The organism is Teichococcus aestuarii, assembly GCF_003116135.1.
GTDB classification, from domain to species: domain Bacteria; phylum Pseudomonadota; class Alphaproteobacteria; order Acetobacterales; family Acetobacteraceae; genus Pseudoroseomonas; species Pseudoroseomonas aestuarii.
In genome coordinates, this window is record NZ_PDOA01000005.1 from 144,017 (window position 1) to 169,038 (window position 25,022).

Below are 25,022 nucleotides of genomic sequence, written 5' to 3' on the forward strand. Positions count from 1 at the left end.
AGGCGGGCGGCGGAAGGCGGGCGGCTTCAGGCCGCCGCGCTGCCGCGCAGGCCCAGCTCCTCCGGCGGCAGCGGCAGGCCGAACAGGTAGCCCTGCGCCTCGGCGCAGCCCTCGGCATGCAGCAGGGCGCGCTGCTCCTCGGTCTCCACCCCTTCGGCCAGGACCGGCACGCCGAGCCCCTGGCCGATCGCCAGCACGGCGCGCAGGATGGTCATGGCCTGGCGGTTGCTGCCGATCTCGCGCAGGAAGCTGCGGTCGAGCTTGATCTTGTCGAAGGTGAAGGCGCGCAGCGTGCCGAGCGACGAGTAGCCGGTGCCGAAATCGTCCATCGCCACCTGCACGCCCAGCGCCTTGATCTGGCCCAGCATCTCCTGGGCCCGCTCCTGGTCCTGCATCAGGATGGTCTCGGTGATCTCCAGCTCCAGCCGGCCCGGCGGCAGGCGGGTCTCGGCCAGGATGGTGGCGATGGTCTGCGGCAGATCGGGCTGCAGGAACTGCAGGGGAGACAGGTTCACCGCCACCCGGCCCATGCGCGGCTCGGCGGCAGCGGCGGCGCAGGCGGAGCGCAGCGCCCATTCGCCGAGGGTCAGGATCAGCCCGCTCTCCTCGGCCAGCGGGATGAACTCGGCCGGCGGGACGAAGCCGCGCACCGGGTGCTGCCAGCGCATCAGCGCCTCGAAGCCGGTGCGCCGGCCGGTCGCCAGCTCCACCTGCGGCTGGTAGAACAGGCGGAGCTGCCCGTCCGCCAGGGCGCTGCGCAGATCCTCTGCCAACCGGCGGCGCACCCGCACGCTGGCGTCCATCTCCGTCTGGTAGAAGCAGGCGCCGCCGCTGCGCAGGGTCTTGGCGCGGCGCATCGCCACGTCGGAATCGGCGAGCAGCGCCTCGCCTGTCCTCGCATCCAGCGGGAACAGCGCGACGCCGATGCCGGCGCTGACCAGGATCTCCGAATGCCCGGCCCAGTGCGGCTGGTGCGCCAGCGCCTCCAGCGCGTCGAGCAGGCCGCGCAGCTCGCCCTCGGCCGTGTAGGGCACCAGCAGGGCGAACTCGTCGCCGCCGAGGCGCCCCGCCACGCCGCCGGCCGGCACCAGGACGGAGAGCTGCCGGGCATAGCTGCGCAGCACCCCGTCGCCGGCCATGTGGCCATGCAGGTCGTTGATCTCCTTGAACCGGTCCAGGCCCAGCCGGATCAGCGCCACGCTCTGCCGCGCCCCGCCGGCGGCACGCAGCGTCTGCTCCAGCTGCTGGGTGAAGCGGGCGCGGTTGGGCAGGCCGGTCAGCGCGTCGTGCAGCGCCAGGTGGCGGATGCGCCGCTCCTGCTCGCGCCGCTCCCGCAGGTCGCGCAGCGCGAAGACGCGCTTGCCCGGGCGCGGCACGTTCTCGCGCACCACCAGCTCCACATCCAGCAGCGTGCCGTCGGCGCGGCGCAGCTGGGTTTCCACCGTCGCCTCCGGCTGGCCCTCCGGCAGGTGCAGCGGCGGCAGCAGCGTGCCGGGCATCTCCTGCCCCAGCAGCTGGGCGCGCGGCAGGCCGACCATCGCCTGGAAGCTCTGGTTGGCTTCCAGGATGCGGCCATCCCGCACGATGGCCAGCCCCTCGATCGCGGAGTCGACGAGGCGGCGCATGCGCAGCATGCCGTCCTCCTCGTTGCGGTGGTCGATCAGGTAGGCGGCGGCGGCGGCGGCCATCACCATCAGCGCCACCAGCCCGACCGTCAGCGCCAGGGCGGCCTGGGTGCCATTGTCGGGCATGTCCAGCGGCAGCGGCAGCACCAGCACCGCCGCCATGCCGGTGAAGTGCAGGAGGAAGATGCCGGTGCCGAACAGCAGCGCGCCTTCCAGGGTGCTTCGCCAGCCGGTGCCGCGCAGGCTGCGCCAGACCGCCGCCATGCCGAACAGCACCGACAGCGCGAGCGAGGCGGCCAGGTAGAAGCGGTCATACGTCACCACGCCGCTGGCGCCATAGGCCAGCATGCCGGTGTAGTGCATGGCGCCGACGCCCGCCCCCACCACCGCACCGCCCAGCAGCGCCGCGCCGCGCGCCGGCCCCACCGCGATGGCGAAGCCGCCGGTGCAGGCGAGGATGGCGATGACCAGCGAGACCAGGGTCAGCAGCGGCTCGAATCCCAGCCGGGTGCCGGGCCCGTAGGCCAGGATGCCGATGAAATGGGTGCACCAGATGGCCGAGCCGCCGGCCATGCCGGCCAGCAGCAGCCAGCCGCCGCGCGACCACGAGCCGGCCTGCAAGGCACGCCGCAGCACGCCCAGCGCCACGACCGAGCCCGCCAGGCACACAATGGCCGCCAGCAGCACCAGCCGCAGGTCATGCTGTTCCGTAATGCACCGGTAGACCTGCATCATGCGCCGCGGCCTTTCATTCTCCTGGCGATCGTCCGGCCGGGACGGCGCCGGCGAAGCTGCATGCTTATCTGAGTGGGCCGGGAATTACCAAAATGTTTGCTAGGGACCCGGCGACGGCGGCGGATGAACGCGCCGCGCGAAAGACCGGCTTTCCTTCTCACGCTCCGGGGCGCGGGCATTGTAAGAAGGCCGCCCATGCCCTCCGTTGTCATGCCCCTCAACCGCTGGCTGCGCTTCCTGGGTCTCGGCCCCCTGCCGCGCCACGAGCCGCGGCCGTGGCTGCTGTTCAGCACCGCCGCCCTGCTGGCCGGCCTCTGCATCGCCGCCTGCTACAGCCTGCTGCGCGAGCGCGTTGTGCAGGACACCGCCGCCCAGGCCGGGCTGCTGGCGCGCGGCGTGGCCGGCGGCGTGGCGGAGCAGCTCTCGCGCGAGCTGCGGGAGGTGGATCTGCTGCTGCAGGACCTCGCCGCCGGCCTGCCCGGCGGCGCGGCCATCGCCGAGGCTGACCCGGCGGAGGCGCTGCGGCCGCTCCTGCCGCGCCTGCGGGCCCTGCCGCAGCTGCGCGCCGTCCTGGTGGCCGACGCCCAGGGCAGGGTGGTCGCCGCCAGCGCCGCCGCGCTGCTGGAGCAGGGCCTGGCGGACCGCGAGTGGTTCCGGCTGCTGCGCGTCAGCGCGCCGCTGCTGCGGGTCGGCCAGCCGGAGGCGGGGCGCCTGCTCGGCCCCCCCGGCGGCAGCACCCCGCTCGACATCGCCCGGCGCGGCGGCTGGAGCATTCCGGTGGCGCGGCCGCTGCTGGCGCCCGCGGGCGGCTTCCGCGGCGCCGCCATCGCCCTGCTGGCGCCCGAGCACCTGCTCGGCCTGTCGCGGCAGCAGGGCGCGGCCTTCGGCATGAGCCTGCGCCTGCACAGCGGCAACGGGCTGCTGCTGGGCCGCTCCGATGGCGGGACGGAGGGTATCGGCGTGCTGAACGCCAGCGCCTGGCCGTTCCGCGACTTCCTGCCCCGACGCGAGAGCGGTGCGTGGGAGGGGCCGGACCAGGACGGGCGCGAGGTGATCGCGGCCTTCGCCATGACCCGCCCGGCCGGGCTGGTGGTGGAGGTGGCGCAGGACCGCGACCTGGCCCTGGCCGCCGCCCGGCGCTGGTCGGGGCTGCTGCTGCTGGCGCTGGGCGGGCTCGGCCTGCTCGTGCTGGCCGCCTTCTGGCTGATGTTCCGACAGGCCTCGGCGCTGAAGCGTCAGGGCGCGGCGCTGGCCAGGAGCGAGGCCGCCGCCCGTGCCGGCAGCCGCGCCAAGGAGGAGTTCCTGGCGGCGATGAGCCACGAGATCCGCACGCCGATGAACGGCGTGATCGGCGTCACCGGCCTGCTGATGGACACGCCGCTGGAGCCGGGCCAGCGCCGCTATGCCGAGACCATCCAGCGCAGCGCCGAGCACCTGCTGATGCTGCTCAACGACATCCTGGACTTCTCCAAGCTGGAGGCCGGCGCTGTCGCGCATGAGCGGATCGCCTTCGACCTGGAGGCGGAGATCGCCACCATCGTCGAGCTGTTCGCGCCGCGCGCCCAGGCCAGGGGCGTGGCGCTGCTCTGCGACCTGGCGCCGGACCTGCCGGCGCAGGTGCTGGGCGACCCGGGGCGGTTCCGGCAGATCCTGTTCAACCTCGTCGGCAATGCGGTGAAGTTCACGGAATCGGGCTGGATCCTGCTGGAGGTGGAGGCGGTGGCGATGCCGGCCGGCCGGCACGAGGCGGGGCCATGCTGGCGGCTGAGCTGCGGCGTGCTGGACACCGGCATCGGCCTCGACCCCGCCAGCATCCCGACGCTGTTCGAGCGCTTCACCCAGGCCGATGCCTCGATCAGCCGGCGCTATGGCGGCACCGGGCTGGGCCTGGCCATCTGCCGGCGGCTGCTGGAGATGATGGGCGGCGGCATCAGCGCCGCGCCGCGGCCCGGCGGCGGCAGCGCGTTCCGCTTCCACCTGGAGGCCGGCCTCGCTCCCGCCCTTCCCGCTACCTCGGGGGGCGCTGCGGCCCCGCAGGCCGGCAACCCCTTGTCCGGGCAGCGCGTGCTGGCGGTGGACGGGCTGGCGGCGCAGCGCGAGATCCTGCAGCGCCAGCTCGAGGCGATGGGCACCGTGCCGCTGGTGGTGGCCGATGCGGCGGCGGCGCTGGCGGCGCTGCGCCGGCAGCGCTTCGCCCTGGCGCTGATCGAGCATGGGGGGGAAAGCCGCTCCGGCCCGGCCCTGGCCAGCCAGATGCAGGAGGCCGCCGGCGCCGCGGCCCCCGCCATGCTGCTCTGCGGCGCAGGCCCGGGAGCGGAGGAGGCGGAGGGCCTGCCCTGCCTGCCGCGTGCCGTCCTGCCGCAGCGCCTGCGGCGGGCCCTGGAGGCGGCGCTGGCGCCGGCGGAAGAGGCGCCGCGCCGGCCCCTGCCGCCCGCCGCCGGGGAGAGTCCCGAGCTGGGCCTGCGCGTGCTGCTGGTGGAGGACAACGCCACCAACCAGCTCGTCATGCGCGCGCTGCTGGATCGCTGCGGCTGCACCGTGGCGCTGGCGCAGGATGGCGGGCAGGCCGTCGCCGCCGCCATGGCGGCGGCCTACGACGTCATCATCATGGATCTGCAGATGCCGGTGATGGACGGGCTGGCGGCGACGCGGGCCATCCGTGCCCGGCCGGGCCCCTGCCAGGGCAGCCGCATCATCGGCCTGACCGCCGCCGTGGGACCGGATTACGAGCGCCAGTGCCGCGAGGCGGGGATGGACGATTACCTGGCCAAGCCGGTGCAGCGCCCGGCGCTGCTGGGCGCGCTGCTGCGGGTGCTGGAATGGCGCGGCGCCCGCATGGCGAGCTAGGGAGCCGCGCCTCCGCCGGCCAGGCCGGAGCGTGCTCCCCCCGGCGGAAGCGGGGGGAAGGGCGGGGCCGGCGGCCGCCGGCTCAGCGCGTCGGCGGAGCGGGGGGGTTGCTGCTCAGCGCCACCAGCTCCTGCAGCGTCTCCTGCGCGGCGGTGCCGAGCTGCGGCAGGAGCTGCTCGGGCGGGGTGGTGTCGCGCGGGTTCATGGCCTGCCGGGCCAGGCTTTCCAGCCGCCGCGCCCCGATGGCGCCGGCGGCGCCGGCCAGGCCGTGCGCGCCGCGCCGGTAGCCCTCCAGATCTCCCTGCTGCGCCGCCGTGACCATCTGCTCCGCCAGCCGGGCCAGGTCGGCCTCGAAGGTGCGGAGGATATTGACGAAAACCTCCGAGGGGAGGTCCTCGGCGAGCTGGCGGGCAATCTGGGGATCAAGAGCATTCACAACGCGGACCCTTGCAAACCTGCCATGGCCGGTCAACGCCGCCAGGTGTGAGACAGGGCAATGTGATGACAGGAGTTCAGCCCTGCGCCTCCTGCGTCCTGCGGGCACCGCGCAGGGCCAGCTGGGCGCCGAGGGCGCAGCCCGCCATGGTGGCGGCGGTGCCGATCCCTGAGCCCAGCTCCACCGCGCTGGCCAGCAGCGTCATGACCGCGCCGAAGCCCATCTGCAAGGCCCCCACCAGCCCGGAGGCGGTGCCGGCCAGCTGCGGCCGCACGCTGACCGCCGCCGCCACCGCGTTGGGCTGCGACACGCCGTTGCCCAGCGCCACGATGGCCATGGGCAGGAAGAAGATGACGATGGAGAGCGGCAGCAGCGCCTGCGCGGCGATGGCCAGCACCGCGCCCGCGCTGCTGACCACCAGCCCCAGCCGCAGCATGCGCGCCAGGCCGAGCCGCGCCGAATAGCGGCCGGCGATGAAGGAGCCGCCGCCGAACGCCACCGAGATGACCATGAAGGCGATGGCATAGGCGCGCGGCGTGTAGCCCATGCCGTCCATCAGCACGCGCGGCGCGCCGGCCATGAAGGCGAAGAACACGCCGGTGGTGCAGGTGGTGATGGCGGCGTAGCAGCGGAAGCTGCGGATGCGCGCGAGCTGCCAGTAGGCGCGCAGCATGCCGGCGAGGCCGGGCAGCGGCTGCTTCTCGGCCAGGGTCTCCGGCAGGCGCAGCGCCAGCACGCCGAGCGCCAGGCCGAAGCCCACGCAGGCCAGCATGGTGGCGCGCCAGCCGAAGGCGGTGGTCAGCTCGGCGCCCAGCAGCGGCGCCAGCATCGGCGCCACCGTCATGCCCATCATGACGAAGCCGATCTTGCTGGCCGCCTGGTCGCGCGGGAAGACGTCGCGGATGATGGCCCGCGTCAGCACCATGCCGGCGCAGCCGCCCGCCGCCTGCGCCGCCCGCGCCACCACCACCCAGCCGATGGTGGGCGCCAGCAGCGCCGCCAGCGAGCCCAGCAGGTAGATGGCCAGCCCCGCCAGCAGCAGCGGCCGCCGCCCGTAGCGGTCCGAGAGCGGCCCGTAGATGAGCTGCCCGAGCGCGATGCCGACGAGATAGACCGTCAGCGTCATCTGCGCCGTGGCGTAGGGCACGGCGAAGATCCCGGCCAGCAGCGGCAGGGAGGGGATGAGGATCTGCATGCTGAAGGGGCCGAGGCCCATCAGCAGCGTCAGCAGCCAGGTCTTCGGCACGCGGCGCGGCGGGGGGTGGACGAACGCTTGGAGGTTTTCTTCCTGGACGACGTCGCGTGGGCTCATGCCGCCAGCCTATGGGCTGCGCCGCCGGCGGGCCACCCACGCCCGTTCACCTTTGGTGACGGAGCCATGCGCCCCGCGCAGCCCAGCCTTCCGTGAAGGCGGCGGGGGGATGTCTCCCCCCGGTTGCCGTCACCAGCGCAGGCTGCGCAGCGCCACCTTGGGCGTGACGCCTTCCCGCGCCGCCTCGGCGTCCAGCGCCTCCGGCGTCGGGTTCGGCCCGAAATGGTCGCCCGCCAGCCCGGTCAGCGCCCAGATGGCATCGACGCCGACAGCCTGGGCCCCGGCGAGGTCGGTGTGCGGCGTGTCGCCCACCGCGGCGATGCGGTGCGCCGGCAGGCCGAGGGTGGCGAGCACCGTCTCGTAGACCATCGGGTCCGGCTTGCCGATCTCGATGACCGGGCCGCCCAGCTCCATGTAGCGGTCGGCGAAGGCGCCGGCGCAGATCAGCCGCTGCCCGGCCACCATCACCGCGCGGTCGGGGTTGGTGCAGACCATCGGCAGCCCGGCGGCGGCGGCGGCCTCCAGCATCGGCAGGTAGGGCGCCACGCTCTCGCGGCCATGCTCGAAATCGGGGCCGGTGTTGAGCACGAAGTCGGCCGCCGCGGCGTCGCGCGTCACGCTGATGTCGAGGCTCTCGATCACCGAGAGGTCGCGCTCCGGCCCGATATGGAAGGCGCGGCGGCCGAGCGGCGCGAAGAAGGGGTGGGTGCGGTCGCGCAGCAGTGTCCAGGCCACCTCGCCCGAGGTGACGATGCCGTCGAACAGCTCGGCGCCGAGGCCCATGCCCGCCAGCGCCTCGCCCACCGTCCAGGAGCGGCGCGGTGCGTTGGAGAGCAGCACGATGCGCTTGCGGCGCGCGCGCAGCTCGCGCAGCGCCTCGGGCACGCCGGGATAGGGCTTCTCGCCATCGTGCAGCACGCCCCAGATGTCGAGGATGAAGCCGTCATACGACTCCGCCAGGGGGGCGACGCTTTCCAGGATCTTCATGCGTTGTCGGCTCCCACCGCGTCATGGACATGGGCGAAGCCGTCGCGCTTCAGCAGCGCGGCCAGCTCCCGCTTGATCTGCGGCACCAAAGCGGGGCCGGCATAGGCGAAGGCGGCGTAGAGCTGCACCAGCGCGGCGCCGGCGCGGATCTTGGCATAGGCCTGCGCGCCGCTGCTGACGCCGCCGCAGCCGATGAGCGTGAGGCGCCCGGCCGCCAGCCGGTGCACCCGGCGCAGCAGCGCGGTGGAGGGCTCGAACAGCGGCTGGCCGGAGAGGCCGCCCGTCTCACCCTTGTGCGCGCCCTTCAGGCTGGCCGGCCGGGCGATGGTGGTGTTGCTGACGATCAGCCCCGCCACGCCGGCGCCCACGCAGGTCTCGACCAGCGCCGGCACGGCGTCATCCGCCAGGTCGGGGGCGATCTTGACCAGCACGGGGGGCTGGCGCGGCTGCGCCGCCCGCGCGGCGGCGACGGCGGCCAGGATGGCGGCCAGCTTCGCCTCGCCCTGCAGGTCGCGCAGGCCGGGGGTGTTGGGGGAAGAGACGTTGATGGTGACGTAGTCCGCCACCCCCGCCACGGCGCTGTAGAGGGCGGGGTAGTCCCGCTCCGGCTCCGCGCCTTCCTTGTTGATGCCGATATTGGCGCCGAGCACGGCGGGGAAGGGCCGCTTCAGCGCCGCCAGCCGCGCGGCGAAGGCGTCCACGCCCTCGTTGTTCATGCCCATGCGGTTGATGACCGCGGCATCCTCCGGCAGGCGGAACAGGCGCGGCTGCGGGTTGCCCGCCTGCGGCCGCGGCGTGGTGGTGCCGGGCTCGACGAAGCCGAAGCCCAGGCGCATCAGCGCCGCCACCGCCACCGCGTCCTTGTCGAAGCCCGCCGCCAGCCCGAGCGGGTTGCGGAAGTCGAGCCCGAGGGCATGGGTGGCGAGCACCGGGTCGTCCGGCGTGGCGTCGCGGCCGGCGAGGCCGAGGGCCAGCGCCTTCAGCGCCAGGCGGTGCGCGCGTTCGGGGTCCATGCCGCGCATCAGCGGCATCAGGGCGGAGGCGAGGGCAGGGGTCATGGCCCGCCGCTTGTGCCCCGCCCGGCCGGACAAGGGAAGGGCGGGAATTGACGCGGGCCCCCCGGCGGCCGAGAAGCCCCGCTTCCTGTCCGGACGACGAGGAGGCGTGAAGGGTGCGCGGTTCCGTGCTGATGCTGGCCGCGCTGGGCCTGTTCGCGATGCTGGACACCAACAGCAAGCTGCTCTCCCAGGGCTATCCGGTGGAGCAGGTGGTGCTGGTGCGCCACCTGGTGCTGCTGGCGCTGCTGCTGGGCCTGCGCGCGCTGCGGCCGGGGGTGGGCGGCGCGCTGGGCACGGCGCACCCGGCGCTGCACCTGCTGCGCGCCACCGGCATGCTGGGCTCGGCGCTGGGCTTCTTCCTGGCGCTGCGGCAGATCCCGCTGGCCGAGGGCTATCTCGTCTACTTCACCGCGCCCTTCATGACGCTGGGCCTGGCCCGGCTGGTGCTGGGCGAGCGGCTGCCGGGCTCGGTATGGCTGTGGTGCGGCGTGGGCTTCCTCGGCGTGCTGGTGGCCATGGCGCCGGGGCTTCGCGCGGGGGGCAGCCTGCTGGCCTATGGCTACGCCCTGCTCGGCACCTTCTGCTACGCGATGGTGATGACCATCAACCGCCGGCTGCGGCACGAGGCGGGGGTGGCGCGGCTGATCCTGTGGTCCTCGCTGCCGGGGGCGCTGGTGCTGGCGCCCTTCGCCGTGGCCGGCTGGGTGCCGCCGGCGGGGCCGGACTGGCTGTTCCTCGCGCTCAACGGCGTGCTGGCCGGCGGCGGCACCATCTGCCTGGCGCTGGCCTTCCGCCGGGCCAGCGCCGCGCAGCTGGCGCCGCTGGAATTCTCCGCCCTGCTCTGGGCGGTGCTGGCGGATCTGGCGATCTGGGGCGTGCTGCCGGCGCCGATGACGCTGGCCGGCGCCGCCATCGTGGTGCTGGGCTGCGTGATGAGCCAGCGGGCCCACCGCGCGCATGGCTGAGGCCCCCGTGGCCCGGCCCGGGCAACGGGTAAGGCGGTAAGGAAGTAAGGGAGTAAGGCGGCCTTGCCGGGCGGTGCGCGGGGCGGCGCCTCAGCGGCGCCGGGGGCCGGCCTCGTTCAGCGCCAGGTTCTGCCGCGCCAAATCCGCCGCCGCGCTGTCGGGGGCGAGGGCGATGGCGCGCTGCCAGTCGCCGCGGGCGCCGGCGGCATCGCCCTTGAGCTGGCGCAGGATGCCGCGCTCCAGCAGCGCTTCGGGGTTCTGCGGGACGAGCCGCAGCGCCGTCTCGATGTCCTGCATCGCCGCGTCCGTGCGGTCCAGGTGGCGCAGCGCGGCGGCGCGGAACACCCAGGCCTCGGCGCGGCCACGGTCGAGCGAGACGGCGCGGTTGAGGTCCTCCAGCGCCTCGGCGTAGCGGCCCTGGGCGCCGGCGGCCAGGGCGCGGTCCACCAGCAGGGCGGGGTCGTCCGGCATCAGGGTCAGCGCCAGGGTGGCGGCGCCATAGGCGTGGCCGGGGTCGCCGGCCATCATCCAGGCCTGCGAGGCCTGGGCATAGATCGAGGCCCGCGCCGCGTTGCTGCCGGAGGCGCCGGCGGCCAGCCGCTCCAGCCGGCCGGCGGCGCGGTCCGGCTCGCCCAGCGCCAGCAGCGCCAGGGCCAGGCAGTGGCGGGCGCCGTCGCCGCCGCCCCGCTCCTCCCACTGCATGGCGCGCTGCGCGGCGCCCTCCGGGTCCTGCCGCAGCTGGGCGAGGCAGGCCTCGTAATCCGGCCCGTCCGCCAGGCGCGGCGGCTCGGGCGGCAGCGGCAGCGCCTCCTCCGTCGCGGCGGGGCCGGCGGGCGGCGGCGCGGCCTCCGCCGCCTCGGGCGAGGCGGGGGCATGCAGCAGGAAGGCGCCACCGGCCAGCGCCGTCAGCATGGCGGCGGCGAAGACGCCCAGCATGGCATGGCGGAGGGGGGCTCGCATGCGGCGCACTCTAGCCGGGGGGTGGGACCGGCGCCACATGGGGGCGGCGCAGTGCAGGAGATGTTGATGGCGATGCTCGTGCTGGGGCTGGGCTATGCCGGCTCGGCGATCGCGGCGGCGGCGGGGGCGGCGGGGCTGGCGGTGGCCGGCACCCGCCGCGCGCCGCGCGCCGGGGAGCCGGCGCCGCCCGGCGTGGCGGTGATCCGCTTCGACGAGGCAGGGCCGGCGATCGCCGCGGCCACCCACCTCGTCGTCACCGCCGCGCCGGAGGACGGGGCCGGCGACCCGGTGCTGGCCGCCCATGCGGCGGCGCTGGCTGCCGCCACCCGGCTGCGCTGGGTGGGCTACCTCTCCACCACCGGCGTCTATGGCGACCGGCAGGGCGGCTGGGTGGCGGAGACGACGCCGCCCGCCCCCGCGCAGGAGCGCTCCCTGCGGCGGCTGGCGGCGGAGCGGGCCTGGTGGGCGGCGCTGGCCGGGCGCGGCGTGGCGCTCGACATCTTCCGCACCGCCGGCATCTACGGCCCCGGCCGCAGCGCGCTGGACGAGCTGCGCGCCGGCCGCGCCCGCCGGGTGGACAAGCCGGACCACCTCTTCTCCCGCATCCACCGCGACGACATCGCCGCCGCCGTGCTGGCCGCCGCGACCGGGGCGGGCTGGCGCACCGATGCCCCCCGCGTGCTGCACCTGGCCGATGACGAACCCGCCACCGGCGCGGCGGTCACGGAGGAGGCGGCGCGGCTGCTCGGCCTGCCGCCGCCGCCCCTGCTGCCCTTCGCCGAGGCCTGGGCGGGCATGTCGCCCATGGCGCGCAGCTTCTGGGCGGAGAACCGGCGGGTGGACAGCCGCGCCACCCAGGCCGCCCTCGGCCTGCGCTGGCGCCATCCGGACTACCGCGCCGGGCTGCGCGCCATCCGGGAAGGCGAGACGCGGAAACAGGGCTGATGCGCCACCATCGCCGCTGCAAGGGCTGGGCGCAGGGTCTATAGAGGCGGGCCATGGACACGCGTCAGACCCTGCTCGACCATTGTTCGCGGCACCTCGGCACCTTGCGGAACGAGGGCCGCTACCGGGACTTCACGCGGCTGGAGAAGATCGCCGGCCGCTTCCCGACCTACCGCTGGCACGGCCCGGGCGGTCAGGGGCCGGGTGGCGCGCGCGAGATCACCGTCTGGTCGGCCAACGACTATCTCGGCATGGGCACCCACCCCGCCGTGCTGGAAGCGGCGGCCGGGGCGGTGGCGGCGCATGGCGCGGGCGCCGGCGGCACGCGCAACATCTCCGGCACCTCGCCGCTGCATGCCGCGCTGGAGGATGAGCTGGCTTCCTGGCACGGCAAGCCGGCGGCGCTGCTCTTCGGCAGCGGCTACCTGGCCAACCAGGCGGCGCTCTCCGCGCTGCTCGCCGCGCTGCCGGGCATGGAGGTGTTCTCGGACGCCATGAACCATGCCTCGATGATCGACGGCATGCGCCGCAGCCCGGCGAAGCGCCACATCTGGCGCCACAACGACCTCGGCCACCTGGAGGAGCTGCTCCGCGCCGCCGACCCCGCCGCGCCGAAGGTCATCGCCTTCGAGAGCGTCTATTCCATGGAAGGCGACGTCGCGCCGCTGCACGCCATCTGCGACCTCGCCGAGAAGTACGACGCCATCACCTATCTCGACGAGGTGCACGCCGTCGGCCTCTACGGGCCGCAGGGCGCGGGCATCGCCGAGCGGGACGGCGCGGCGGCGCGGATCGACGTCATCGAGGGCACGCTGGCCAAGGGGGTGGGCGTGTTCGGCGGCTACATCGCCGGCGCGGCGGATCTCGTGGACTATGTGCGCTCCGTCGCCGGCGGGCTGATCTTCACCACCGCCCTGCCGCCGCCCACCGTGGCGGCCGCGCTGGCCAGCATCCGCCACATCCGCGCCGATGCCGCGCTGCGCGAGCGGCTCGCATCCCGCGCCGCGGCGCTGAAGGCGGCGCTGGACGCCGCCGGCCTGCCGCGGCTCGACAGCCACAGCCACATCGTGCCCGTCCCCGTGCCGGGGGCCGATGCCTGCCGCGCCGTGGCGCGCCGGATGCTGGAGGAATTCTCGATCTACGTCACGCCGATCAACTACCCCACCGTGCCGCGCGGCACGGAGCGGCTGCGCCTCTGCGCCACGCCCTTCCACGACGATGCGATGATCGCGGAGCTGGTGCGGGCGCTGGGGGAGGTGCTGCGGGTGGCGAAGGCCGCCTGAAGAAAAGAAAGGCCGGGGGAGAAGGAATTCTCCCCCGGGCCCCTTCATCTTTTTCTGTCAGTTGGCGCCGTAGCCCGCCACGCGCGGCAGCCAGAGCGCGATGTCGGGGAAGGCGATCAGCAGCCCGGTGCCCGCGGCCAGCATCAGCATGTAGGGGATGATCGAGCGGTTCACCTCGGCCAGCGGCGCGCCGGTGATCGCCTTGATGACCACCAGGTTCATCGCCACGGGCGGCGAGATCAGCGCCATCTCCAGGCTCAGCGTCAGCAGCACGCCGTACCACACCTTGTCGATGCCGAGCTGCGCCAGCACCGGCAGGATCGCCGGCATGGTCAGCAGGATGATGCTGAAGCTCTCCAGCACCAGGCCGAGCAGGAACAGCAGCACCATCATCGCCACCAGGAAGCCGGTGCGGCTGAGGCCCCACTCCAGCACCAGCGCCGTCAGCTCCTGCGGCACGCGCAGCTTGGTCAGCATGTAGCCGTAGATGGCGGCGGCGGCGATGATCATCAGCAGCATGGCGCTGGTGCGGGTGGCCTCGCCCACCCCCTCCAGCAGGTCCCGCCAGCCCAGCGTGCGGTAGATCAGCGCGGCGATCAGGATGGCGTAGAGCGTGCCGGTGCCCGCCGCCTCGGTGGCGGTGAACACGCCCATGTAGATGCCGCCCAGCACGAAGATCGGCAGCGAGAGCGACCAGCCGGCGCGCCGCAACGCCAGGGCGGCGTTCTCCGGCGGCGGGTCGTCGGCCGGCGCCACGGCGCGGCCCTCCGTCAGGTAGCAGTAGAGGGCGAAGGCGCAGGCCATCATCAGCCCGGGCAGCAGCCCGGCCAGGAACAGCGCGCCCACGCTGGTCTCGGTGACATAGGCGTAGAGCACCATCGGCGCCGAGGGCGGGATGAGGATGCCCAGCGTGCCGCCGCCCGCCACCACGCCGAAGGCGCCCTTGCGGCTCATGCCGTAGCGCAGCATCTGCGGGATGGCGATCTTGCCCACGGTGAGCGCCGTGGCCACCGAGGAGCCGGAGATGGCGGCGAAGATGGTGCAGGCGGCGACGGTGGCGATGCCGACGCCGCCGCGCACCCCGCGCAGCAGCGCGAAGGCGGCGGCGTAGAGGTCGTCCACCACCCGGCCGCGCACCATGACATGCGCCATCAGCATGAAGAGCGGGATGGCCACCAGCAGGTAGCCGTCGAGCTGGCCGATCACCAGCTCGCCCAGCGCCGGCACGCCGCCCTCCACCCAGAGCAGCACGCCGAGCGGGAGCAGGAACAGCGCCACGAACATCGGCACGCCGAGATAGAGCACGACGAACAGCGCCGCGAGCAGGGCCAGGAAGGTCATGGGCGGTCTCTGTGTCCTTACTCGCCGCGCGCCAGCGTGTCGCGCGGCAACTCCTCCGCCCCGTCGGGCAGGTAATCCGGCTCCTGGCCCAGCGCCAGCACCACCGACTGCGCCAGCGCCACCACCATCAGCAGCGCCGCGCCCAGCGGCAGCAGCGCCTGGATCCACCAGACGGGCACGCCGTCGATCTCGGTCATCACGCCGATCATGCGGCTGAAGGCCACCGTCTCCAGCCCGGCATGCAGCAGGATGCCCGCCACCAGCGCCACCGAGAGGGTGCCGAACAGCCGCGCCCCGCGCGCCGCGCGGCCGCGCAGGGCGTTGGTCAGCACATCGACGCCGATATGCTCGAAGCGCCGCTGTGCCTCGGGCGCGGCCAGCAGCACCAGCGCCACCACCAGCCAGCCGGCGGTCTTGTCGATCCAGGGCTGCGGCAGGCCGGCCAGGTAGCGCGCTACCACCGAGACGGTGACGAGCACCAGGCACAGCGCCGTGGCCACGGCCCCGAGCGCCGCCGCCGCGCGCGACACCGCCGCGGCCACGGCCGAGACGGCGCGCGCGGCCGGGCTCATCGCGGCCCGTTCCGTCCCGGCGGGCGGCCTCACAGGGCGCGCAGCAGCTCGATGGCGCGGGCGCCGCCCTCCGGCGCCAGCTTCAGGAAGGCATCGACCACCGGCTTCTGCATGGCGCCGCTCCAGGCGGCGCGCTCGGCCTCGGTCTGCTCGTGCACGGCCATACCCTTGGCCTTCAGCTCGGCCAAGGCCCTGGCGGCCACGTCCTCGGTGAGCGGGATCTGGTCGCGCTCCGCCTGGGCAGCGGATTCGGCGATGATGGCGCGGTGCGCAGGGCTAAGCCCGTCGAACCAGCGCGGGTTCACGTAGACATGGGTGAACACGCAGAACCACGGCGTGACGGTGCCGAACTTCTGGAACTCGTAGAAGCGGCGGGAGACGGCGGCGGAGACATCCGTGAGCCCCGCATCCAGCACGCCCGATTGCAGCGCCTGCGGCACCTCCGGCCCCGGCATGGCGGAGGGGGCGGCGCCCACGGCGGTCAGCGCATGGTCGGTCAGCGCGTTCAGGCCGCGGATCTTGAGGCCCTTGAAGTCCTCGGTGGCGATGATCGGCTTGCGGTTGCTGGTGAAGATGGCTTGGCGCGTGGTGTAGAGCCACATCAGGTTGCGCACGGCGCGCTTCTGCAGCAGCCCCTCCAGGTACTGCGCCGCCGGGGAGCCGGGGAACTTCCGGATCCGCTCCAGCTCGGTGAAGAGGTAGGGCAGCGTCAGCACGTTCATCTCGGGCAGCGTGTTGCCCCACTGGAAGTTCACCGCCGCCGCCGCCTCGAAGGCGCCGCGCGCCACGCCGGGGAAGTTCTCGCCCGCCTTGGCCAGCTGCTCCGCCGGGAAGACCTGCACGTCGATCGCGCCCTGGCTCTTCGCCTTCACCCGCTCGGCGAAGGCGGCGAGGATGGTGGCGTGCTGGTGGCTCGGCGGGAACTGGTGCGACAGGCGCATGGTGACCGCGCCCTGCGCCCGCGCCAGGCGCGGCAGGGCAGGGGCGGCGAGGCCGGCCGTGGCGGCCAGGAGCAGATGGCGGCGTTGCATGGAACGAGATCCCCCGGAAGGCTTCTGCGCCGTGTTTGCTGCGGTGCAGCCCGGGGGTCAACAGTTCCGGCAAGCTTTTGCCGATGCCCTGGTATGTTTGTTTCAAATCTCCCGCCCGGCGCGCAACGAGCTGCGGGGAGGCCGGAGACCGGGCACGAAAAAGCCCGCTTCCGGCAGGAGGCGGGCTGATCAGGGCAGGAACCGGGATGGTGGGCGCGACAGGGATTGAACCTGTGACCTTCCCCGTGTCAGGGGGACGCTCTCCCGCTGAGCTACGCGCCCATTCCGGTCGGGGCGGGTAACTATCGCGGCGGGGGCGGGCTGGCAAGGGGTGATTGCGCGGCGACCGCAAAAGCTTTGCACCCCGGCGAGTCGTGACAGCAGGGTTGCGCTATGGCTTGATGCGGCCGGATCATGGATCTTCCTCTGACGCTTCCCGCGGGGCAGCAGCACCCCGGCCCCTTCCTGCTCTCGCGCCCCGATGCGTGGCGGGCGCCGCTGGTGTTCGCCTCGCCGCATTCGGGGCGGGACTACCCGGCCGCCTTCCTCGCCGAATCGCGGCTCGACGCGCTGTCGGTGCGCCGCTCGGAGGATGGCTTCGTCGACGAGTTGTTCGCCGCCGCGCCCCTGCACGGCGCGCCGCTGCTCGCCGCCACCTTCCCGCGCGTCTATTGCGACGCCAACCGCGAGCCCTGGGAGCTGGACCCGGCGATGTTCGACGGGCCGCTGCCTTCCTGGGTGAACAGCGCCAGCCCGCGGGTGGGGGCGGGGCTCGGCACCATCGCCCGCATCGTCGCCAGCGGCGAGCCGGTCTACCGCCGCCGCCTGCCCTTCCGCGAGGCGGAGGAGCGGGTGCAGCGCTGCTGGCAGCCCTATCATGGCGCGCTTTCCGGGCTGATCGCCGAATCCAAGGCGCTGTTCGGCTGCTGCCTGGTGGTGGACTGCCATTCGATGCCCACCCACCCCGCGCATCCGCCGAACGCGCCCGACATGGTGCTGGGCGACGCCCATGGCACCGCCTGCGCGCCGCGCGCCGTGCGGCGGGTGGAGGAGCAGCTCTGGTCGATGGGCTACCGGGTGCGGCGCAACGACCCCTATGCCGGTGGCTACGTGACGCGCCATTACGGCCGCCCGCGCGAGGCGGTGCATGTGCTGCAGATCGAGATGGCGCGCAGCCTCTACATGGACGAGGCGGCGATCGAGCGCCTGCCCGGCATGGGCCGGCTGCAGCGCGACCTGACGGCGATGATCGCGGCGCTGACGCGGATGGACTGGGCCTTCCTGCGCGGCTGAGGGCCGGCCTGTGCGCGGCGCGCCCCTCCCTGGCCGGCGCGCGGGCAAAAAAAAGGCGGTGCCGAAGCACCGCCGAGTTTAGGGAGGAAACGTCCAAGAAAGACAACAACGCAGTGCGTTGCTGCGAGAGGGAAGATAGGCGGGCGATCATTCGTGTGCAAGCGGTTTTTCGCGCTGCAACACGAGTTTTGCCTGCGTTTTCAGCGAGCCCTCATGCGCACTTTGCATAACAAGCGGGCGGCTGCCGGGTTGCACGACAAAAAACCCCGCACAGGCCATAAGCCTGGGCGGGGCTTTGCACAGCATCCGGGCAGACGGCCCGTTGCGGCGGGGTCAGGCGGCGAGGGCTTCCTCGGCGTCCAGCACGCCCGCCACGGCATGCACCACGGCGGCGATGCGCACCGCGGCCTGCACCTGCTCGGTGCTCACGCCGCCATGCTTCACCACCTTCTCATGGCTCTCCATGCACATGCCGCAGCCATTGATGGCGGAGACGGCGAGCGACCAGAGCTCGAAATCCACCTTCTCGACGCCCGGCTTGCCGATGACGTTCATCCGCAGCTTGGCCGGCAGGCCCGGATAGTCGCCGCCCACCAGATGGGTGAAGCGGTAGTAGATGTTGTTCATGCCCATGATGGCGGCGGCGGCCTTGGCGGCGGTCAGCGCCTCGGGCGAGAGCTTCGGGCCGAACTCGGCGACGAGGGCGCGGATCACCTCGGCGTTGCGGCTGGCGATGGCGCTGGCGATGAAGGTGCCGGCCAGCTTCTGCGTGTCCAGCACCGGCTCGGTGGCCAGGCTGCCGAGGTTCAGCTTCAGGTCGCGGGCATAGTCGGGCAGGCGCGCGCGCAGGGCTTCGAGCGACATGGGGTGTCCTCCGGGATCGGGGGGATCGGGGCGGGTCGGGCGTGGGGAAGACGATGGGCGGAGCCGGCGAGCAGCCCGCCGGTTCGGCGCACCGGGCCCCGGAAGCCTTGCCCCCCGGCGTGGCCGGGGGGAGGCGGGGCCGGGTGCTGGCCGGCGCCGTGGCGCCGGCCCGCTTCCGGTCTCAGGCGGCCTGGAACAGCTCGGCGGGCTTCAGCGTGTCGCCGCCCTTGTTCCAGTTGCAGGGGCAGAGCTCATCGGTCTGCAGCGCGTCGAGCACGCGGACCACTTCCTGCGGGTTGCGGCCGACGTTCAGGCCGTTCACCGAGGCCCACTGGATGGTGCCCTCGGGATCGACGATGAAGGTGGCGCGCAGCGCGACGCCGGCCTGCTTGTCCAGGATGCCGAGCGCGGTGGAAAGCTCGCGCTTCACATCGGCCAGCATCGGGAAGGGCAGGTCGTGGATGTCCTTGTTGTAGACGCGCCAGTTCAGGTGCACGAACTCGCTGTCCGTCGAGGCGCCGTAGACGACGGCGTCACGGTCCTCGAACTCCTGGTTCAGCTTGCCGAAGGCCGCGATCTCGGTCGGGCAGATGAAGGTGAAGTCCTTCGGCCAGAAGAAGACGATCTTCCACTTGCCGGCGTCCGACTCGTTGGAGATGTCGACGAAGGACTTGCCGGGGCCTTCCAGACCTTCCGGGCCACCCTTCACGGCGGTCAGGTTGAAGGCGGGAAACTTGTCGCCAACAGTCAGCATGCGTGGTTACCCCCAATGACAGCTTTTCATGCGGGGGCAGGATCGCGCCTGCCCCGGCCGTGGCTTGTTATGTATGCTGCAACGCACACATGCCAATGAATAGTTTTCGATACAATCATCGTCTGGATCGATGACCATCCTCCCCAGCCCGCAGCAGCTCCGCTACCTCGTCGCCCTGGCCGATCTCGGCCATTTCGGGCGGGCCGCCGCGGCCTGCGCGGTGACCCAGTCCACCCTCTCGGCCGGCATCATCGCGCTGGAACGCCAGCTCGACGCCGCCATCCTCGAGCGCGGCCCGGGCAAGCGCCCGGTCTTCACCCCGCTGGGGCTGGAGCTGGTGCGCCGCGCCCGCGCCGCCCTCTCGGCGCTGGCGGCCGTGGCCGAGACGGCGGCGGCGGCGCGCGACCCGCTCTCCGGCCCGCTGCGCCTGGGCGTGATCCCGACCATCGGCCCCTTCCTGCTGCCGCGGCTGATGCCGGCGCTGCGCCAGGCCTTTCCCCGCCTCCAGCTCTGGCTGCGCGAGGACCTGACCGAGCGGCTGGCCGAGGACTTGGCGGCCGGGCGGCTGGATCTGCTGCTGCTGGCGCTGCCCGCCCTGCTGCCGGAGGCGGAGGTGGTGCGGGTGGCGGAGGACCCTTTCATCGTCGCCCTGCCGCAGGGCCACCGGCTGGCGGCGGCGCCCGCCGTGCCGCTGGCCGCGCTGGGGGCGGAGCGGCTGCTGCTGCTGGAGGACGGCCACTGCCTGCGCGACCACGCCCTGGCCGCCTGCAGCCTGCCCGGTGCCGGCGAGACCTTCGCCGCCACCAGCCTGCACACGCTGGTGCAGATGGTGGCCGGCGGCCTCGGCGTCACGCTGCTGCCGCGGCTGGCGGTGGAAGGCGGCGTGCTGGCCGGCGCCAACGTGGCGCTGCGCCCGCTGGAGACGCCGCAGGGGCGCGGGCTGGGCCTGGCCTGGCGCGCACGCTCGCCCCGCGCGGCGGAGTTCCGCAACATGGTGCCGGCGGTGGCGGCCGCCATCGCCGCCCCCGTCTCCGCTCCCGTCGAGTCGGAGCGCAGCCTGGAAGCGCCGGCTGAAGGCAACCCTCCGCCGCCCCGGGCCGTTCCTTCCTTGTCCATTTCATGACAAGGGAGACAAGTTGTGGCAGGTACGATCGGACGGATCGTCAGGGCGCTGGCGCAGGGCGCGGTGCGGCGGCAGCAATACCGGGCCATGGGCGCCGTGGGTCTGCGCGGCTGGAAGCTGGACCTGCTGCGCGCGCTGCGTGGTGGCCGGCGCGGCCCTGCGGCGCATCCGGAGATGCCGCCGCGCGCGCCACGCCGTGATTGACATTCGCGCCCCCGGCCCCTAAACGCGCCCGCTCTAAGAGGGTGCCCCATGAAAATCCGTAACAGCCTGAAGAGCGCCAAGACGCGCGACAAGAACTGTGTGCTGGTGCGCCGCCGTGGCCGCCTGTACGTGCTGAACAAGAAGAACCCCCGGCTGAAGGCCCGCCAGGGCTGATATCCGGCGCCGCCCCTCGCGGGCGGTTGCAGCAGGCTTCTTCCGCCTGAAAACGACGCCGTGGTGCGCACCGCGGCGTCGTTTTTGCGTGCGCGTGCTGCTTGCCCGGCGCCGGCCCGCGGCCCATCCTCCGCAGCAACGAGACTGGCGCGAGGACCCGACCGATGATCGAACTGCCCCCCCCGAACCCGGCCGTGCTGGCGCGGCGGGCGGAGATCGTCGCCGCCCTGCGCGCCCTGGTGCCGGACACCGCCCTGGGCCATGGCGTCATCGGCGACGAGACGCGCCTCAAGGCCTATGAGACGGACGGGCTTTCCGCCTACCGCCAGCCGCCGCTGGCCGTGGTGCTGCCCACCAGCACGGCGCAGGTGGCGGCGGTGCTGCGCTATTGCCACCAGAACGGCATCCGCGTGGTGCCGCGCGGGGCGGGCACCAGCCTCTCCGGCGGCGCCCTGCCGCTGGCCGATGCTGTGGTCATCGGGCTGATGCGGATGAACCGCATCCTGGAGGTGGATTACGACAACCGCCTCGCCGTGGTGGAGGCCGGCGTCACCAATCTCGGCATCACCCAGGCGGTGGCGGCGGAAGGCTTCTTCTACGCGCCCGACCCCTCCAGCCAGCTCGCCTGCATGATCGGCGGCAATGTGATGATGAATTCGGGCGGCGCGCACTGCCTGAAATACGGTGTCACGGCCAACAACCTGCTGGGCGTCACCTTCGTCACCATCGAGGGGGAGGTGATCGAGATCGGCGGCGGGCATCTCGACGCGGCGGGCTATGACTGGCTGGGGCTGATCACCGGCTCGGAGGGGCAGCTCGGCCTCGTCACCGAGGTCACGGTGCGTATCCTGCGCGCGGCCGAGGGGGCGCGCGCCATGCTGGCGGCCTTTCGCAGCAACGAGGTGGCCGGGCAGGTGGTGGATGCCATCATCGGCAGCGGCATCATCCCCGTGGCGCTGGAATTCATGGACCGCCCCGCCATCCATGCCTGCGAGGCCTTCGCCCATGCCGGCTACCCGCTCGATGCCGAATCCCTGCTGATCATCGAGGTGGAAGGCAACCTGGAAGAGCAGGACATCCTGCTCGGAAAACTGAAAGAAATCTGCGGCCGCTTCGACCCGATCAGCCTGCGCGTGGCGGAGACGGCGGAGGAAAGCCTGGCCATCTGGAAGGGGCGCAAGGGCGCCTTCGGCGCGGTGGGGCGGATCAGCCCGGACTATCTCTGCATGGACGGCACCATCCCGACCGGCGAGCTGCCGCATGTGCTGCGCCGCATCGGCGAGATGAGCGAGAGCTACGGGCTGCAGGTGGCCAACATCTTCCACGCCGGCGACGGCAACCTGCACCCGCTGATCATGTTCGACGCCAACGACCCGGAGAGCTTCCGCAAGGCCGAGGCCTTCGGCGCCGATATCCTGAAGCTCTGCGTCGAGGTGGGCGGCTGCCTGACGGGCGAGCATGGCGTCGGCGTCGAGAAGCGCGACCTGATGGGCGTGCAGTTCACGCGCGCGGAGCTGGACCGGCAGCGTGCCATCAAGAGCGCCTTCGACCCCGCCTGGCTGCTGAACCCGGCCAAGGTCTTTCCGCTGGACGGGCTGCCCGCCGCGGCCACCACCCCGCGCGCCGCCTGAAGCCCGGAGACCGACCTTCCATGACCGATCTCCTGCTGCCGCCCGACGAGGCGAGCCTCGCCGAGGCGGTGCGCGAGGCCTCCGCCGCCCGGCTGCCGCTGGCCATCGAGGGCCATGGCACGCGCCGCGCCAGCCTGCGCCCGGTGCAGGCCGCCCGCACCCTCTCCACGCGCGGCCTCACCGGCATCACCCTGAACAAGCCGGCCGAACTGGTGCTCTCCGCCCGCGCCGGCACGCCGATGCCGGAGATCGAGGCGGCGCTGGCAGCGCAAGGCCAGATGCTGCCCGCCGAGCCGCCGGATTTCTCCGCCCTGTTCGGTGCCGACCGGCCGGCGACGCTGGGCGGCATGGTGGCGGCCCATCTCTCGGGGCCGCGCCGGATCGGCCCTGGCGGCGCGCTGCGCGACCAGGTGTTGGGCGTGCGCGCCGTGACGGGCGATGGCGAGGTGATTCGCTCCGGCGGGCGGGTGCACAAGAACGTCACGGGGCTCGACCTCTGCAAGCTGCTGGCCGGCAGCCACGGCACGCTCGGCGTGCTGACCGAGATCACGCTGAAGCTGGCGCCGCGCCCGGAAGGCAGCCTGACGCTCGCGGTGCGGGTGGCGGAGCTGGCGGCGGGGGTGCGGGCGCTCTCGGCGGGGCTGGGCAGCCCCTTCGGCGTCAGCGGCGCGGCGCTGCTGCCGCGCGGCGCGCCGGCCCTCGGGCTGGACGGCCCCGTGGCGCTGCTGCGGCTGGAGGATTTCCTCCAGTTCCTGCCGCACCGGGCGGGGGCGCTGCGCGGTCTGCTGGACGGGCATGGCGCGGTGTCGCTGGTGGAGGGCGAGGACTCGCTGGCGCTGTGGCGCGCCGTGCGCGACGCCGCCCTGCTGGAGGCGGCGCCGGAGCAGGCGGTGTGGCGCCTCTCGGTGAAGCCGACCGCCGCCCCCGGCGTGGCCCGTACCCTGGAGGACAGTTTCGGCGCCCGGCTGCTGCTGGATTGGGGTGGCGGCCTGGTCTGGGTGGCCGGCCCCGCGACGGAGGCGGCGCACCGGGCGGTGATGGCGGCGGCGCAGGCCGCGCGTGGCACCTTCACCCTGTTCCGCGCCCCGGATTCGCTGCGGGCGGCCGTGCCGGTGGTGCCTGATGAACCGGCCGCCCTGGCTGCCATCGGCGCCCGCGTGAAGGCGGTGATGGACCCGATGGGCATTCTCAACCCCGGCCGCCTGCGCGCCTGAACGGACAGAAAAAAGAAGGGGTCCAGGGGAATTCCTTCCCCTGGCCTTCCTTCAACCCCAGCCTGCCGGCGTGCGCTCCATCTCCGCCGCGTGCCGGATGGCGCTGACGCGCCCGAGCGGGCTGTCCCGCTCCTCCAGCAGGTCGGCGATATCCTCCTGCCCCGGATCCTGCGCCGCCAGCCCGCCTTCCACCCGCCCCAGCCCGCGCAACCACTGCCCGGTGGCGGCGAGGGAGACGCGCACATGCCAGGAGCCGCCCTCCTCCGCCCGGCGCAGCAGCGCGGCCTGGATGCCCAGCGCCAGCAGGTAGCCCGAGGCGTGGTCCAGCGCCTGGCAGGGCAGGGGGCGTGGCGAATCCGGCGTGCCGGCGGCCTCCGCCTCATCCTGGTTGAAGCCGGTGGCGGTCTGTACCAGCGAATCGAAGCCGCGCCGCCCCGCCCAGGGGCCGAGATGGCCGTAGGCGGAGAGGCTGGCGCAGACCAGCCCTGGCCGCAGCGCCGCCAGCGCCTCCGGCGAGACCCCGCGTGCCGCCAGCGCGCCGGGGCGATAGGATTGCAGGAACACATCCGCGCCCCGCACATGCTCCTCCAGCGCCGCCTTCTCCGCCGGCTGGCGCAGGTCGAGCAGCAGGCGGCGCTTGCCGCGGCCGGTGTCCATGTCCAGCGCCGGGATGGTGGGCAAATGGGCGGCGCCGATGTGCAGCACCTCCGCCCCATGCGCGGCGAGGCAGCGCCCGGCCACCGGCCCGGCGATGATGCGCGTCATCTCCACGACGCGCAGACCCGTGAGCGGCCGCGTGGCGAGCGGCGGCAGCTTCGTGGGCGGCGCCGCGCCGATTCGCTCCAGCAGCAGGGGCGGCTGCCCGGCCAGGGCGGCGGCCTGCGGGTGCGCGGCCCATTCCACGGTGCCGCGCAGGGCGGCGGCGCAGAGCCCGGCCGCGGCGGCCGCCTCCTCCAGCTCCAGGGCGCGCCAGCCGCGCAGGGCGGCGGCCACCCCTTCGCGCGTGGCGGGCGGCTCGCCCAGCAGGCGCAGCATGCCCGCCCGGTGATGGGGGAAGTTGGTGTGCAGCCGCACCGCGCCGCCATCGCCGCAGCGGTACAGCCCGGCGATGGCATCCCACGGGTCCGGCGGCAGGGCGCCATCCAGGCGGAGATGGCGCTCGCTGCGGAACTCGGCGGCGGCGTGGCGCATGGAGACGCGCACCGCCTGGGCCGGCCCGCCCCGCTGGCGGTGGATCTCGGCGGCGGCGAGGGCGGCGGCGGCGATGCTGGCCTGTGCCGCGGCGCCGACATGGAAGGAGGATGGCTGGACCGGATCCTCGCCCTCCAGCCGGGCCTGGCCGAGCAGGGCCCCGGGCAGGCCGGCCACCTGGAGCAGGCCGCGCAGGGCGTCGGCGCCGGCAGTCCTGACCATGGCAACACTCCCTCGACAGGAGTGTCCGAGCCTGTCAGCCGGCCTTCACCCTGTCCAGCGGGCGGAGGGTTTCAGGCGCGGTCGAACCAGGAGGGGGCGCGGCGGACGGGCTCCTGCGCGACGCGGGTGTCCGGCCGGTAGATCTCCATCAGCCGAGCCTGGCGCGCCACCTCGGAACTGCCGCCCAGCACGGGGTAGGATGGGACAGAAACAGGATTGGTTTCGGAGCGTGGCGTAGGCTGGATAATCACGTTG

At 73.6% G+C, this 25,022-nt stretch carries 23 protein-coding genes and 1 tRNA gene; 10 read left to right on the forward strand and 14 right to left on the reverse strand.

Going from position 1 to position 25,022, the window contains the following annotated elements; all coding sequences use genetic code 11:
* Window positions 1–26: 26 nt before the first annotated feature.
* Window positions 27–2,360 (reverse strand): bifunctional diguanylate cyclase/phosphodiesterase, encoded by a 2,334-nt coding sequence (locus CR165_RS10080; protein WP_109516852.1) that lies wholly within the window; start codon window positions 2,358–2,360, stop codon window positions 27–29.
* A 195-nt stretch (window positions 2,361–2,555) separates the two neighbouring features.
* On the opposite strand from CR165_RS10080, the gene CR165_RS10085 reads away from it, so the two are divergent.
* The gene (locus CR165_RS10085) at window positions 2,556–5,207 is read left to right on the forward strand and encodes a hybrid sensor histidine kinase/response regulator (RefSeq protein ID WP_109516853.1); all 2,652 of its coding nucleotides are present in this window, start codon (window positions 2,556–2,558) and stop codon (window positions 5,205–5,207) included.
* A gap of 82 nt (window positions 5,208–5,289) precedes the next feature.
* Here CR165_RS10085 and CR165_RS10090 read toward each other — a convergent pair whose 3' ends face one another.
* The 4 genes from CR165_RS10090 to CR165_RS10105 all read right to left on the reverse strand — a co-directional run bounded on the left by CR165_RS10090 (window position 5,290) and on the right by CR165_RS10105 (window position 9,000).
* On the reverse strand, window positions 5,290–5,643 hold the full coding sequence (locus tag CR165_RS10090; protein WP_109516854.1) for an Hpt domain-containing protein: 354 nt from the start codon (window positions 5,641–5,643) through the stop codon (window positions 5,290–5,292).
* 76 nt (window positions 5,644–5,719) lie between these two features.
* Entirely contained in the window at window positions 5,720–6,955 is a 1,236-nt protein-coding gene (locus tag CR165_RS10095) for a multidrug effflux MFS transporter (RefSeq protein ID WP_109516855.1), read from the reverse strand.
* 129 nt (window positions 6,956–7,084) lie between these two features.
* The gene (locus CR165_RS10100) at window positions 7,085–7,942 is read right to left on the reverse strand and encodes a TIGR01459 family HAD-type hydrolase (protein ID WP_109516856.1); all 858 of its coding nucleotides are present in this window, start codon (window positions 7,940–7,942) and stop codon (window positions 7,085–7,087) included.
* Entirely contained in the window at window positions 7,939–9,000 is a 1,062-nt protein-coding gene (locus CR165_RS10105) for a quinone-dependent dihydroorotate dehydrogenase (RefSeq protein WP_109516857.1), read from the reverse strand. The genes CR165_RS10100 and CR165_RS10105 overlap by 4 nt, the downstream gene beginning before the upstream one ends.
* Window positions 9,001–9,113: 113 nt before the next feature.
* Between CR165_RS10105 and CR165_RS10110 the strand changes: the two genes are divergently transcribed.
* Entirely contained in the window at window positions 9,114–9,965 is an 852-nt protein-coding gene (locus CR165_RS10110) for a DMT family transporter (protein WP_245906313.1), read from the forward strand.
* Window positions 9,966–10,055: 90 nt separating this feature from the next.
* Here CR165_RS10110 and CR165_RS10115 read toward each other — a convergent pair whose 3' ends face one another.
* Window positions 10,056–10,925, reverse strand: coding sequence for a tetratricopeptide repeat protein (locus CR165_RS10115; RefSeq protein ID WP_109516858.1), 870 nt, complete (start codon window positions 10,923–10,925; stop codon window positions 10,056–10,058).
* 66 nt (window positions 10,926–10,991) lie between these two features.
* Here CR165_RS10115 and CR165_RS10120 point away from each other — a divergent pair, with 66 nt between their 5' ends.
* Together CR165_RS10120 and hemA are read left to right on the forward strand one after the other, a co-directional pair.
* On the forward strand, window positions 10,992–11,870 hold the full coding sequence (locus tag CR165_RS10120; protein WP_367604212.1) for a Rossmann-fold NAD(P)-binding domain-containing protein: 879 nt from the start codon (window positions 10,992–10,994) through the stop codon (window positions 11,868–11,870).
* Window positions 11,871–11,923: 53 nt separating this feature from the next.
* A complete protein-coding gene (gene hemA, locus CR165_RS10125; protein ID WP_109516860.1) occupies window positions 11,924–13,153 on the forward strand; it encodes a 5-aminolevulinate synthase in 1,230 nt (409 codons plus the stop codon).
* A 57-nt stretch (window positions 13,154–13,210) separates the two neighbouring features.
* On the opposite strand, the gene CR165_RS10130 is transcribed toward hemA, so the two are convergent.
* From CR165_RS10130 to CR165_RS10145, 4 genes are all read right to left on the reverse strand, one after another.
* Window positions 13,211–14,494, reverse strand: a complete 1,284-nt coding sequence (locus tag CR165_RS10130; protein WP_109516861.1) for a TRAP transporter large permease — start codon at window positions 14,492–14,494, stop codon at window positions 13,211–13,213.
* 17 nt (window positions 14,495–14,511) lie between these two features.
* Window positions 14,512–15,066 carry a TRAP transporter small permease gene (locus CR165_RS10135; RefSeq protein WP_109516862.1) on the reverse strand — a complete coding sequence of 185 codons (555 nt, stop codon included), beginning with the start codon at window positions 15,064–15,066 and terminating at the stop codon, window positions 14,512–14,514.
* 29 nt (window positions 15,067–15,095) lie between these two features.
* Window positions 15,096–16,097 carry a TRAP transporter substrate-binding protein gene (locus CR165_RS10140; RefSeq protein ID WP_109516863.1) on the reverse strand — a complete coding sequence of 334 codons (1,002 nt, stop codon included), beginning with the start codon at window positions 16,095–16,097 and terminating at the stop codon, window positions 15,096–15,098.
* Window positions 16,098–16,304: 207 nt separating this feature from the next.
* Window positions 16,305–16,379: transfer RNA gene (locus CR165_RS10145), tRNA-Val, on the reverse strand.
* Window positions 16,380–16,511: 132 nt separating this feature from the next.
* Here CR165_RS10145 and CR165_RS10150 point away from each other — a divergent pair.
* Window positions 16,512–17,390: an N-formylglutamate amidohydrolase gene (locus tag CR165_RS10150; RefSeq protein WP_109516864.1), complete on the forward strand. Its 879-nt coding sequence runs from the start codon at window positions 16,512–16,514 to the stop codon at window positions 17,388–17,390.
* A gap of 333 nt (window positions 17,391–17,723) precedes the next feature.
* On the opposite strand, the gene CR165_RS10155 is transcribed toward CR165_RS10150, so the two are convergent.
* On the reverse strand, window positions 17,724–18,254 hold the full coding sequence (locus CR165_RS10155) for a carboxymuconolactone decarboxylase family protein (protein WP_109516865.1): 531 nt from the start codon (window positions 18,252–18,254) through the stop codon (window positions 17,724–17,726).
* Between the two features lie 181 nt (window positions 18,255–18,435).
* Window positions 18,436–19,008: a peroxiredoxin gene (locus tag CR165_RS10160; RefSeq protein ID WP_109516866.1), complete on the reverse strand. Its 573-nt coding sequence runs from the start codon at window positions 19,006–19,008 to the stop codon at window positions 18,436–18,438.
* 130 nt (window positions 19,009–19,138) lie between these two features.
* Between CR165_RS10160 and CR165_RS10165 the strand changes: the two genes are divergently transcribed.
* The 5 genes from CR165_RS10165 to CR165_RS10180 all read left to right on the forward strand — a co-directional run bounded on the left by CR165_RS10165 (window position 19,139) and on the right by CR165_RS10180 (window position 23,354).
* Window positions 19,139–20,131, forward strand: a complete 993-nt coding sequence (locus CR165_RS10165; protein ID WP_109516867.1) for a hydrogen peroxide-inducible genes activator — start codon at window positions 19,139–19,141, stop codon at window positions 20,129–20,131.
* Between the two features lie 15 nt (window positions 20,132–20,146).
* Window positions 20,147–20,335: a hypothetical protein gene (locus tag CR165_RS24470; RefSeq protein ID WP_146201869.1), complete on the forward strand. Its 189-nt coding sequence runs from the start codon at window positions 20,147–20,149 to the stop codon at window positions 20,333–20,335.
* A 48-nt stretch (window positions 20,336–20,383) separates the two neighbouring features.
* Window positions 20,384–20,509, forward strand: coding sequence for a type B 50S ribosomal protein L36 (ykgO, locus tag CR165_RS10170; protein WP_099094591.1), 126 nt, complete (start codon window positions 20,384–20,386; stop codon window positions 20,507–20,509).
* Window positions 20,510–20,673: 164 nt separating this feature from the next.
* Window positions 20,674–22,140: an FAD-linked oxidase C-terminal domain-containing protein gene (locus CR165_RS10175; protein WP_109516868.1), complete on the forward strand. Its 1,467-nt coding sequence runs from the start codon at window positions 20,674–20,676 to the stop codon at window positions 22,138–22,140.
* Window positions 22,141–22,160: 20 nt separating this feature from the next.
* Window positions 22,161–23,354: an FAD-binding protein gene (locus CR165_RS10180; RefSeq protein WP_109516869.1), complete on the forward strand. Its 1,194-nt coding sequence runs from the start codon at window positions 22,161–22,163 to the stop codon at window positions 23,352–23,354.
* Window positions 23,355–23,405: 51 nt separating this feature from the next.
* Here the strand turns inward: CR165_RS10180 and CR165_RS10185 are convergent, their stop codons facing one another.
* Together CR165_RS10185 and CR165_RS24475 are read right to left on the reverse strand one after the other, a co-directional pair.
* Window positions 23,406–24,767 carry a CoA transferase gene (locus tag CR165_RS10185; RefSeq protein WP_109516870.1) on the reverse strand — a complete coding sequence of 454 codons (1,362 nt, stop codon included), beginning with the start codon at window positions 24,765–24,767 and terminating at the stop codon, window positions 23,406–23,408.
* 71 nt (window positions 24,768–24,838) lie between these two features.
* Window positions 24,839–25,018: a hypothetical protein gene (locus tag CR165_RS24475; protein ID WP_146201870.1), complete on the reverse strand. Its 180-nt coding sequence runs from the start codon at window positions 25,016–25,018 to the stop codon at window positions 24,839–24,841.
* Between the last annotated feature and the right edge of the window lie 4 nt (window positions 25,019–25,022).